Here is an 11,329-nt window from a genome sequence, read left to right on the forward strand (position 1 = left end):
TGGACGTTCGTCGTCCGGGGCCCCGCCTTTTTCGCGTTTCCCGGGTTTCCGGGTGTGGGGAAGGGCCGTCCTCGGGTGGTCGGGAACAGAAAAGGACCGCTCCCCCGGTGAATCCGGGGAAGCGGCCCTTTTTGTATTATCGGGGTTCTGGACGGTCGCCGCCTGGGACCTCGCTTTTTCGCGTCCGTTCCCCGGCCGGCCCCGTACGAATCACGGCGTGATGAAGAGGGCGTCGCCCACGGTGCGTTCCCTGCCGTCGGACGGGCGGTTGACGACCTTGCGGCCGACGACCATCGCGGACGAGCCGCCGCCGTCGAAGTTGACTGCCTGCTTGGCGCCGAGCCAGCGCATCAGCTGTGCCGCCTCCACCATCGAGGCGCCGACGCTCCCCCCGGGATCGCGGCCGTCGACCGTCGCCACGATCAGCCCCCCGGACCTGCCGATGCCCACCAGCGTGCGCGGATGGCGGCGGAGCATCATGTTGACCGACGCCTGCCCGTCGGCCTTGGCGGTGATCTGCACCCGGCCGTTCCTGACGAGGCCGACACCGCCCCCCATGATGTACGTCTCGGGAGTGAGGGGGACGCCCCTCCCGGTCCGCAGGTCGATCACCTTGTTGTCGATGCTCATCGTGGACCCGTCGGGAGCGTACGACAGCAGCCACTCCGCCATGCTCCCGGTTCCGTGGAGGACGGAGGATCCGCGGGGGACGGCGCCGCCGGCCGCGCGGGCGGTGGCCTTGCCCTGGGCGTCGATCACGACCTCGGCGCCACCGTCGGCCGCGGTCTTGGCGCCGAACTCCTGGGTGTAGAGGACCAGTTCGTCGGGGCCGGCGGCGCGGTTGATGCCCTTGACCTCGGCTCTGGCCCCACCCGAGGAGGCGGCGGTGGTCACCGACTTCAGCTCGGTGATCCGGGCCCTGCGTCCGTTGAGCACCAGCCCGCTGCGGCCGGCCACCGCCTCGCTGAGCAGCCTGCCGCCCACCACGGAGACGCCCATGGGGTCTCCCTGGAGCTGCTTCGGCGTGTGGATGTTGAAGAAGCCGCCGTTGACCCCGGCGATGGCGTTGAGGCCCTTGGCCATCGAGCTGGTCGTCTCGCGCTTGGCGACGCTCACGCCGACGCTGGTCTTGAAGGATCCCCGGAAGAGCTTGGGGTCGACCATCAGCACGTGCATCTTCCATGGGCCGGTGGTCTCGGCTCCGTCGTCGGCGAGGTAGTCGGTCTTGGCCTTGATACCGGCCTCTTTGAGGTCCTTGACCATCTTGTCCGCACCGGCGCGCTGCTTGAACGCCCACTCCCCGATGCGGACCATGTACCGCTCCACCGCCGGGGCGTCGGCCGCGGCCGGCTGGACGATCCGCACCACGACGGGGGTGAACCCCGCGGCGGAGGCTTCCTCGGCCTTGAGCTGCGCGGCCTGGAGGGTTCCGTCGTCGTGCCCGTTGGGCATCAGCAGCGACACCGTCCAGCCCTGCGTGGAACTGCCGTGCGCCACATCGAACAGCCGGACGCCCCGGCTCACCTCCCGCTGGTTCTTGGTCAGGGGGCGGCCCTGCTCCTGCCCCAGGGGGAAGGCCGATGTGGGGAGTGTCAGGCTCGTCTGTTCCGCGTGGGCCGGGACCGCTGTGGCGGCCAGTGCGATGGCGGAAAGCCCGACGATGATACGTCGCGACATGTGCGTGTTTCTCTCTCCCCGTTGAGGACCGGACTTCGGTGCACCATCGTGCCGAAGATCCACACAGCCGGGGGAGCGAAACACGCAAAAAGCCATGAGAAAGTCGGAGAAAGCATCGGGTCATCCGCCGCGCCGCCGTGGGGAACGTCCGGAGCCCCGGTACGGTTCCGCCGCGAGAGCCGGCCGTGCTGGTCAATAGGGGTCAGTCCCCGCGGTTTCGCTGCGGGCGTGGGAGGGCGGCGTTACGGTGCAGTAGCCGCATTCCCTCAAGGCCGGGCGGCACAAGTTGCGAGAGGCAGCCGTCATGGGGCTGAGCATTCTCATTGTGATCATCGCGAGCATGGTCCTCGGTTTCATCCTCGGCGTGGTCATGGCGCGACCGCGGCGCTGGGACCTGTACGTCTGCGCCGACGACACCGTTCACGCCGAGGCCGGGCCCGACGGGCCCTCATAGGCGGGCGCGGGCCGTACGGAGTCTGGGTCCCGTACGGCTCGCGCCGCACCCTGGACCGGACCTGGGAAGGCGCGGTCCCCGCGGTTCCGGTGCGGGCGTTTCAGCCGCGGGGCTTGTCTCTCCTGAACGACTCCAGGGCCAGCAGGGCGACGTGGAGGGAGAGGCAGGACTCGACGTCGTCCAGGTCGGTGTCGAGGATGCGTTCCAGGCGGTGGAGCCGGTCGTAGAAGGCGGGCCGGGACAGGTGGGCCCTCTGGGCGGCGACGGCCTTGTTGCGGCCGGAGTCGAGGTACACCCGCAGGATCCCCGTCAGGTCGCCGCCTCGCTGGGCGTCGTGGGCCAGCAGGGGGCTGAGCTCGCGTTCGGCGAAGGTCTGCAGCCGGGCGTCGTCTCTGAGCAGGTGCAGCAGGCCGCGCAGCCGCAGGTCGGGGAGACGGTAGAAGGGGCGGCCGTCGGGCTGGCGGAAGGCGACGTCGGCGACCTGCTCGGCCTCCAGGAAGCTTCGCCGTACGTCGCGGAGGGACTCGACGTCCGAGCCGGCGGCGAGGACGAACGGTGCGGTGAACGCCGTGCGCAGGCGGTCGGAGAGGGTGGTCAGCGCCGACTCGACCGGGGTGCGGGGCGGCAGTGGGAGCAGGACGCCGACGCGGTTCTGGTCGAGGACGCCGACCAGGGCGGGCAGCCGGGCGTCGCGGCAGGCGGCCGCGGCGGCCTCCGCGAGATCGCCGAGCCTGGCGAGCTGCTCCTGGCCGTCGAGGGGGTTCTCCGACGCCTCGGCCAGCCGCAGGACCACGCTGACCAGCCTGCGGCCGGTCAGCGGCACCCCGACCGCACGGGCGCGGGCCGCCGCCTCGTCGGGGTCGGCGTAGGCGTGGGAGAGGATTCCGGCGATGATCGTGCCGTGCGCCTGGCGTTCCAGCGACTCCTGGTGACGCTCCAGCAGGCGGCCCAGGGCGAGGGTGGTGGCGGCGCGTTCGGCGAGCACGATGTCACGGGGGTCGGGCTGGGCGTCGCACAGCATGATCAGGCGTCCCCAGTCCTGACCCCGGGCCCCGACCATCGTGACCAGCCAGCCGGCGGCGTCGTCGTAGGCGGTGCGCCGGCCGGGGGCGACCGCCCGGGACCGCGTCTCCCAGCTCGCCAGCAGCGTCCCGGTGTCGCGTCCGGCGGTGTCGCAGGCGAGGACCTGGTGGGCGAGGTTCTCCAGGAGGACGGGCCGCCCGGACAGCCGGGCGACCTGGCGGAGGACCTCGGCGGGGGAGGCGCCCTCGACCGAGAGCTCGGTGAACACCTCGTGAAGCTGCTCGGAGGCGCGCAGCTCCTCCAGCTGGATGTCGATGATCCGGGCGTGAACCGACTCGGTGATCTGCACGAACGGCGTCTCGCGGCCGAGCGTGATCAGCGGCAGGCCGTGCTTCTCGGCGGCGTTGACCACGCTCCTGGGCAGTTCCCTGACGAACTTGCGGCCCAGCTCCACGATCAGCCCGGAGGCGCCGACGGCGGCCAGTTCGGCGATGTAGTCGGCGAGCCGGTCGGGGTCGTCGGGAAGGGCGATGCCGGTGGTGAGCACCAGTTCCCCGCCGCGGAGCAGCTGGGCGATGTCGGTGACCTCTCCCACGTGCACCCACCGCACGCGGGTGTCCAGCCGGTCGGCTCCCGCGACGACACGGGGGTTGCCCCGGCGGACGGTGTCGAGGGCGAGCACGTCGGCGATCGTAGGGAGCACCCACCGAGGTTATCTGATCAGCGTGTAAATACGGATTGCCGGTGCTTTACAGGATGTTTCGTGACATTGTGCAGTTAACCGCTTCCGTGACGCCGGTGATGGTCTCACCGGGCCACCGGGGCAGGCAACGCCGTACCCGTTCCGGGAATTCCGCGGTGCGGTACCCATAGGGCCTGAGGTCGCTTGACCCTTCCCTGGCAGAAGAAGCGATGGTCGACACTTCAGGCACGGACGGTCGCGGAGCGGGCCGGGGCGCTTCCGGCGTGGAGGAACTGGATCTCCGCCGGCTGCTCGCCGGTCTCACGGCGGTGCGCGACGGCGACTTCGGGACGCGGCTGCCGGACGACGGCGACGGGCTCCTCAAGGAGGCGGGTGGTCGGCGGCTACGGGCACCGGGAGACCGACCGCCGGCACCGTTTCGGCGACTCGCTCGTCGGGCAGGCCGCGCTGTCCAGACGGCCCATCCTGGTGGAGGACCGCGCCAAGCAACTCGCGCTGGCCTCGAAGTACAAGAGCGAGTTCCTGGCCAACATGAGCCAGGAGCTGCGCACCCCGCTCAACTCGCTGCTCATCCTCGCCCAGCTCCTGGCCCAGAACCCGGCCCGGAACCTGACCGCCAAGCAGGTGGAGTACGCCAACGTCATCCACTCGGCCGGCACCGACCTGCTCCAGCTCATCAACGACATCCTCGATCTGTCCAAGATCGAGGCCGGGAAGATGAACATCACGCTGGAACCGCTGGACCTGCGCCGGCTCCTCGACTACGTCGAGGCGACCTTCCGCCCGCTGACCACGGAGAAGGACCTCAGGTTCGACGTGACCGTCGCCCCAGACGTGCCGGAGGAGCTGCTGGTGGACGAGCAGAGGCTCCGGCAGGTGCTGCGCAACCTGCTGTCCAACGCGGTGAAGTTCACCGAGACGGGGTCGGTGGGGCTGCGCATCGAGCGGCCGACCGGCACCGGGCTCCCGGGGGTCCCCGGGCAGGACGTGCTCGCCTTCCACGTCACCGACACCGGCATCGGTATCGCCGAGGAGAACCTCTCGCAGATTTTCGACGCCTTCCAGCAGGCCGACGGCACGACCAGTCGCAAGTACGGCGGCACCGGGCTGGGCCTGTCGATCAGCTGGGAGATCGCCACGCTGTTCAACGGTGAGATCCGGGCGGTCAGCGTCCTCGGTGAGGGCAGCACCTTCAGCCTCCTCCTGCCGATCGCCGGTGTCGCGACCGGTGCGGCGGCCGTCCGGCCCGCGCCTCTTCCCGTACCCGGCGACCGGCCCGCCCCGGAGACGGCCGCGGCGGGCCCCGCTCCCGCGGCCGGCGCGGCGCAGGGGGCGGAGAGGCGCCGTCTGCTGGTGATGGAGTCCAGGCCGAACGGCCTGCTCTCCCAGATCGCCGAGAGCGCCGTCGCCGACCTGAGCGCGACCCACGGGCCGGTCGTGGTCTCCACCGCCGGCGACCCGGCCGCCGCGATCGACGTCCTGAAGGGCGCCGTCCACCACTGCATCGTGCTCGACCTGGGCATGCGGCAGGACGGGGCCGCGGAGTTCCTGCGGCTGCTCGACGAGGACCCGGTCCTGCGGGATTTGCCGGTGCTCGCCCACCACACCCGCACCCTCACCAGGCCGCAGGAGAACCTCCTCAAGGGGCGGTCCAACACCCAGCCGCTGGAGCGCATCCCCAGCCTCGACGAACTGCGTGAGCGCATCGCCCTACACCTGTCGGCGCACGCGCCCGGCGGCGTGCCGCCGCTGGTGCAGCCCAGCCTGGAGGAGCACCCCCGGGCGATGGACGACGCGGACACCGTGCTGGTGAACCGCAAGGTCCTGGTCATCGACGACGACGTGCGCAACGTGTTCGCGCTGACCAACATCCTGGAGCTGCACGGCATGGAGGTGCTCTACGCCGAGAACGGACGCAGGGGCATCGATGTGCTCTCACGCAACGAGGACATCAGCCTCGTCCTGATGGACATCATGATGCCGGAGATGGACGGCTACGTCGCCACCGCGGCCATCCGGAAGATGCCGCGCTTCGCCGACCTGCCGATCATCGCGGTGGCCGCCAAGGCCATGCACGGCGACCGGGAGAAGACCCTGGCGGCGGGCGCCAGCGACTACGTCACCAAGCCGGTCGACTCCCAGGAGCTGATCTCCCGTATCCAGCAGTGGATGGGCCTGTAGGGTCCGCCTTCCCCGCGTGTCTCTTCGTCCCGGACGTCCGGGACGAAGAGACGTGCGGACGGGACCCGGGGGTCCGGGCCCGCGGGATCCCGCAGCGGCGGGCGCGCGCCCGGCCGGCCCCGGCGGACCGCTCACACGCGGGGGGTGAACCGGGTCAGGTCGTAGATGCCGAGGCTTCTTTCGATGTCGGCGACCCGGTTCACCATGTCGGTGAATCCGTCGGGACCGAAGCGGCGGTGCTCGTCCTCCTCGAAGACCTCGCTCAGCTCCAGCAGCTCCCGGGGCGTGAGGAGGTCGCGGAAAGCCGGGAAGACGACGGTGTCCTCACGGGCCTCGTGCGGCTCGTACATCCGGACGAACGCCGCCATGTCGGCGGTCAGGCGGCGGCGGGCCCGCGCGTCCGGAGACCGGGACGAGCCGGTGGTCTCCAGGATGCGGTCGGTCAGGACGCGGCCCCGCCGGTGCTGGAGCTGGAGCGTGTCCACGGTGCCGGTGAGCCGGCCGGCCCGCCGTAGCCTGGGGAAGACGTGCTTCTCCTCGCTTTCCTCGTGGTAGTCCTGGATGAACTCGCGGATGACGCGGGCCCCGTCGTGCAGCTCCCGGGACGGCACGCGTTCGCCGCGGCTGATCCGCCGCAGCCCCTCGCGGTACACCAGCAGGACGCGCTTGAGGACGCCGTGCTCGCGCATCAGATCCTCCGGCGGCGTGACCGGCACCTCCTCGGGGCTCCCGGCAGCCTCCCCGGACGGTCTTCCCGGCGCGGGGGATGGATCCGCGCCGTCCGCCCGGGCCGCCGCCTGCGGGCCGGTCGCGGCCCCCAGCGCCAGGACGGGCAGGCCCAGAAGGTCACGGCGGCGCACCGCCGGGGTCGAGGGATCTCCAACGACGTCCATTCCTGCCGTCACCGCCTCGCCGTACTCGCCCGCCCGCGCCGTCGCCCCCCGACGGCGTGCGGTGGGGTTTCTTCCCGCGTGCCACGGCGCCACGCCGCGGTCCGGGTAATGCTTCGCCCACCCCCGGCCGCCACCGGGTACGGCCGGCCCCGGGCGGGGCGGCCGGGCGGGGCGGTCAGGCGGGGGAGCCGGGATGCTCGCAGGGGGAGGCGGCCCCGGCCCGGCCGGCGGCGTCCGGGCCCGGCGGATGGGCGTCCCCGCGGTCCAGGCGGGCATGGAGGCCGTCGAGCAGGCAGGTCAGGCCGAAGTCGAAGGCGAGGGCGCGGCTGGCCTCGATGTCCGTGTCCCTGTACCGGGCGTAGTGCGCGGCCAGGTCGGGGTGGTCGCGGACGGCGCGCTCCGCCACGCTGTGCGTCGTCTCCATCAGCTCCGGGCCGCTCATCCGGGTGGCGCCGAGGGCCGCGCGCCAGGCGATCTCGGGCGTGGTGGCGCCGAGCACGAAGGCCAGCAGCGTGGACCAGGCGTAGTCCACCGCCATGCCCTGGAACCCGGCCCGCTGGAACAGCTTCATCAGCCTGGCCACCAGCGCGACGGCGTTGGGGCCGAGGGAGGGTCTGGAGCCCAGGAGGACGGCCGCCCAGGGGTGGTTCAGGAGGACGGCGCGCACGCTGTGGGCGAAGGCCGAGACGGCCTCGCGCCAGGCCGCGTCCTCGTCGGGCAGGGTGAGCTCGCCGTAGACCTCGTCGAGGGCGAGCTCCAGCAGGTCGTCCTTGTTGGCGACGTGCCAGTAGATGCTCGTGGCCCCGGACCCGAGCTTGGCGCCCAGGCGGCGCATGCTGAGCGCGTCGAGGCCCTCGGTGTCGAGCAGTTCTATGGCCGCCCGGACGATCTGGGTCCGGCTGAGCGTCGCGCTCCTGGCGGGCCGCGGCTCGCGGGTCCAGACGGAGCTGAAGGGCTGGTTCACCCCTCCAGCATAAAAGGGTTCGCACGCCGTTCGATTTTGTCGTACGGTGTGCGAGTGGAATCGCACACCGTACGAGCCGAGCCGCACCCCCGCCGCTGGTGGATCCTGGGCGTGCTCTGCCTGAGCCTCCTCGTCCTCGTCATCGACAACACGGTGCTGAACCTCGCCATCCCGTCCCTGATGAGGGACCTGAAGGCCACCCCCGCCGACATCCAGTGGATCATCGACGCCTACGTCCTGGTCTTCGCCGGGCTGCTGCTCACCGCGGGCAGCCTCTCCGACCGCTACGGTCGCAGGCGCTTCCTGATCGTCGGCCTGCTGCTGTTCGGCGGCGCCTCGCTGGTGGCGGTGCTGGTCACCGAGCCCTGGCAGCTGGTCGCCGCCCGCGCGCTGATGGGCGTCGGGGGCTCGATCCTGATGCCGAGCACCCTTTCGATCCTGATCACCGTCTTCGACGACGCCGAGCGCCGCAAGGCCATCGCCGCCTGGAGCGCGGTGGCGATGGTCGGCGTCATCGCGGGTCCCACGCTGGGCGGCTTCCTGCTGGAGCATTACTGGTGGGGATCGATCTTCCTGATCAACGTGCCGGTCGCGGCGCTCGCCGTCGTCGCCGCCGCGCTGCTGATGCCGGAGTCGCGTGGCCCCGCCCGCCGGCTCGATCCGCCCGGTGTGCTGCTGTCGGCCACCGGCATGACCGCGCTGGTCTACGCCGTCATCTCCTCGCCGTCCGAGGGGTGGGCCTCGCCCGAGGTGCTCACCGCCGCCGGGCTGGCCGTGCTGGCGCTCGGCGGGTTCGTGCTCTGGGAGCGCCGCAGCGCCCATCCGATGCTGCCGCTGGAGCTGTTCCGCAACCGGAACTTCAGCGGCTCGTCGTTCTCCATCGTGCTGATGTCGTTCGGCGCGGGCGCCCTGCTGCTGATGCTCACCCAGTACCTCCAGTTCGTGCTGGGATACGGGGCGATGAAGGCCGGGCTGGCGCTGCTGCCGTACGCCGTGGCCGCCGCGGTCTTCAACATCCTGGGGGCGGCGCTCGGCCAGAAGGTCAGTACCCGCATGCTGGCGGCGGCGGGCCTGGCCGTGATGGCCCTCGGCTTCGGGGCCCTCGCCTTCATGACCGCCGACACCGGGTACGGCCTGCTGATCACGGGCCTGATGCTCATGGGCGTCGGCGCCGGGATCGCCGGGCCTGCCGTCTACGCGACGCTGATGGGCGCCGTGCCGCCCCAGCACGCCGGCGTCGGGTCGGCGCTCAACGACACCGTCCAGCAGGTCGGCATGGCGCTGAGCGTGGCCGTGCTCGGCAGCGTGCTGGCCGGGGTCTACCGCTCGTCCATGCCGGAGTCGGCGCCCGCCGAGGCCCGGGACTCCGTGGCCGTGGCGTTGCGGCTCGGCGATCCCGGGCTGGCGCGGACCGCCCGGGAATCCTTCGTCTCGGCGATGGCCTTCGGTTCCTGGGTGGGCGTCGCCTTCACCCTCGCCGCCGCCGTCCTGGCGTTCGTGCTGCTACGGCCGGCGGTGGCGGCATCGCCGGCCGCGCGTCCCGACCTCGTGGAGGCGGGCGGCTGACGGCACCCCGGCATCGGCGGCCTCGACCTTCCCGGCGCCCCGGCCTCTCGGCCACCGTGGCTCCTTCTGTCCCGCCCGTATCCCGGGCGGGGCGATGGGGCGGCCCGGTATTACGCCCGGTATTACGCCCGGTATTACACAGTGACGGCTCCGGCCGTAACCTCCCGACAGGTTGCCCATGGGAGCGGCGGGCAGGAAAAGGGATACTCGACGTATGTCGGACCTCCTCGCGCGCCACCGGGCGGTAATGCCCAACTGGCTGTCCCTTTACTACAACGAGCCCATCGAGATCGTCGGCGGCAAGGGCAACCGGGTCGTCGACGCCTCGGGCAAGAGCTACCTCGACTTCTTCGCGGGCATCCTCACCAACATGATCGGCTACGACGTGGCCGAGGTGCGGGAGGCCGTGGAACGCCAGCTCGCCACCGGCGTCGTGCACACCTCGACGGTGTACCTGCTGCGCGGTCAGGTCGAGCTCGCCGAGAAGATCGCCCGGCTGTCCGGCATCGAGGACGCCAAGGTCTTCTTCACCAACTCCGGGACCGAGGCCAACGAGACCGCGCTGCTGCTGGCGACCTACGCCCGCAGGTCGGACCAGGTGCTCGCCATGCGGCAGAGCTACCACGGCCGATCCTTCGGCGCGATCAGCGTGACGGGCAACCGTTCCTGGAAGAACAGCTCGCTGTCGCCGCTGAACGTCCACTTCCTGCACGGCACCGACCGGCACCTCGCCCAGTTCCGCGGGATGTCGGACGCCGACTACATCGCCGCGTGCGTCGAGGACCTGCGTCACGTGCTCGCCACCGCCACCGGCGGTGACGTGGCCGCCCTGATCGCCGAGCCGATCCAGGGCGTGGGCGGCTTCACCATGGCGCCGGACGGACTGTTCGCCGCCTACAAGGAGGTCCTCGACGCCGAGGGCATCCTGTTCATCTCCGACGAGGTGCAGACCGGGTGGGGCCGTACCGGCTCGGCGTTCTTCGGCATCGCGAACCACGGCGTCACCCCCGACATGATGACGTTCGCCAAGGGGCTGGGGAACGGCTTCGCCGTCGGCGGCGTCGTGGCCCGCGGCGACCTCATGGACGGCCTGCACGCGGTCGGCCTGGCCACCTTCGGCGGCAACCCCGTCTCCATGGCCGCCGCCAACGCGACCCTCGACTACGTCCTCGACCACGACCTCCAGGCCAACGCCGCCCGCACCGGCGCCCTGATCATCGACGGGCTCCGCGAGGCCGCGCCGCGGCTGCCGGTCGTCGGCGACGTCCGCGGCAAGGGCCTGATGTTCGCCGTCGAGCTGTCCGACCCGGCCACCGGCGAGCCCGCCCCGGCGCTGGCGGCCCGGTTCATGGAGGAGACCAGGAAGGCCGGCCTGCTCGCCGGCAAGGGCGGCCTGCACGGCAACGTCCTGCGCATGGCCCCGCCGCTCACCCTGAGCATGGACGAGGCCGCCGAGGGTCTCGGGATCATCGTCAACGCACTCGAAGTCGTCAACGCAGAGGTCGTCCCGTCGTGAAGAACATCACCCACTGGATCGGCGGAGCCGCCGTCGAGGGCGGCGACGGCACCGCCGACGTCTTCGACCCGGCGACGGGGAAGGTCAGCGGACAGGTCCACCTGGCCGGGACCGAGCAGGTGGACGCGGCCGTGGCCGCCGCGGCGGCGGCCTACCCGGCGTGGCGCGACGCCTCCCTGGCCAAGCGCGCCCGGGTGCTGTTCCGCTTCCGCGAGCTGGTCGACGCCCACGCCGATGAGCTGGCGGCGCTGATCAGTGCCGAGCACGGCAAGGTCCACTCCGACGCCCTGGGCGAGGTGGCCCGCGGGCTGGAGGTCGTGGAGTTCGCCTGCGGCATCCCGCACCTGCTCAA

Annotated in this window: 8 protein-coding genes and 1 pseudogene; 5 read left to right on the forward strand and 4 right to left on the reverse strand. The window is 71.6% G+C overall.

Features of this window, described 5'->3' with window-relative positions:
* Positions 1-210 precede the first annotated feature (210 nt).
* Positions 211-1,677, reverse strand: coding sequence for a phosphodiester glycosidase family protein (locus tag ACZ6W9_RS36730; RefSeq protein WP_470121842.1), 1,467 nt, complete (start codon positions 1,675-1,677; stop codon positions 211-213).
* 325 nt (positions 1,678-2,002) lie between these two features.
* On the opposite strand from ACZ6W9_RS36730, the gene ACZ6W9_RS36735 reads away from it, so the two are divergent.
* Positions 2,003-2,131: a hypothetical protein gene (locus tag ACZ6W9_RS36735; protein ID WP_389970933.1), complete on the forward strand. Its 129-nt coding sequence runs from the start codon at positions 2,003-2,005 to the stop codon at positions 2,129-2,131.
* Between the two features lie 100 nt (positions 2,132-2,231).
* Here the strand turns inward: ACZ6W9_RS36735 and ACZ6W9_RS36740 are convergent, their stop codons facing one another.
* Positions 2,232-3,857, reverse strand: coding sequence for a PucR family transcriptional regulator (locus ACZ6W9_RS36740; RefSeq protein WP_362947007.1), 1,626 nt, complete (start codon positions 3,855-3,857; stop codon positions 2,232-2,234).
* Between the two features lie 468 nt (positions 3,858-4,325).
* Between ACZ6W9_RS36740 and ACZ6W9_RS36745 the strand changes: the two are divergent.
* Positions 4,326-6,038 (forward strand): annotated as a pseudogene (locus ACZ6W9_RS36745) (response regulator); the annotation flags it as partial.
* A gap of 131 nt (positions 6,039-6,169) precedes the next feature.
* Here ACZ6W9_RS36745 and ACZ6W9_RS36750 read toward each other — a convergent pair.
* Positions 6,170-6,931 carry a hemerythrin domain-containing protein gene (locus ACZ6W9_RS36750; protein ID WP_389970940.1) on the reverse strand — a complete coding sequence of 254 codons (762 nt, stop codon included), beginning with the start codon at positions 6,929-6,931 and terminating at the stop codon, positions 6,170-6,172.
* 175 nt (positions 6,932-7,106) lie between these two features.
* Positions 7,107-7,895 carry a TetR/AcrR family transcriptional regulator C-terminal domain-containing protein gene (locus tag ACZ6W9_RS36755; RefSeq protein WP_389970943.1) on the reverse strand — a complete coding sequence of 263 codons (789 nt, stop codon included), beginning with the start codon at positions 7,893-7,895 and terminating at the stop codon, positions 7,107-7,109.
* 54 nt (positions 7,896-7,949) lie between these two features.
* Between ACZ6W9_RS36755 and ACZ6W9_RS36760 the strand changes: the two genes are divergently transcribed.
* The 3 genes from ACZ6W9_RS36760 to ACZ6W9_RS36770 all read left to right on the forward strand — a co-directional run.
* Positions 7,950-9,461, forward strand: coding sequence for an MFS transporter (locus ACZ6W9_RS36760; protein ID WP_470121843.1), 1,512 nt, complete (start codon positions 7,950-7,952; stop codon positions 9,459-9,461).
* 214 nt (positions 9,462-9,675) lie between these two features.
* On the forward strand, positions 9,676-10,977 hold the full coding sequence (locus ACZ6W9_RS36765; protein WP_470121844.1) for an aspartate aminotransferase family protein: 1,302 nt from the start codon (positions 9,676-9,678) through the stop codon (positions 10,975-10,977).
* Positions 10,974-11,329 (forward strand): aldehyde dehydrogenase family protein (locus ACZ6W9_RS36770; RefSeq protein ID WP_470121845.1); only part of this gene is annotated, 356 nt, incomplete at its 3' end. The genes ACZ6W9_RS36765 and ACZ6W9_RS36770, both read left to right, overlap by 4 nt.

This window comes from Streptosporangium sp. NPDC053982, assembly GCF_055585205.1.

What these genes read in the sequence shown, in the direction of transcription:
- ACZ6W9_RS36730 (WP_470121842.1), bottom strand. Translation starts at nt 1,677, where the DNA reads ATGTCGCGACGTATCATCGTCGGGCTTTCCGCCATCGCACTGGCCGCC.
- ACZ6W9_RS36750 (WP_389970940.1), bottom strand. Translation starts at nt 6,931, where the DNA reads ATGGACGTCGTTGGAGATCCCTCGACCCCGGCGGTGCGCCGCCGTGAC.
- ACZ6W9_RS36765 (WP_470121844.1), top strand. Translation starts at nt 9,676, where the DNA reads ATGTCGGACCTCCTCGCGCGCCACCGGGCGGTAATGCCCAACTGGCTG.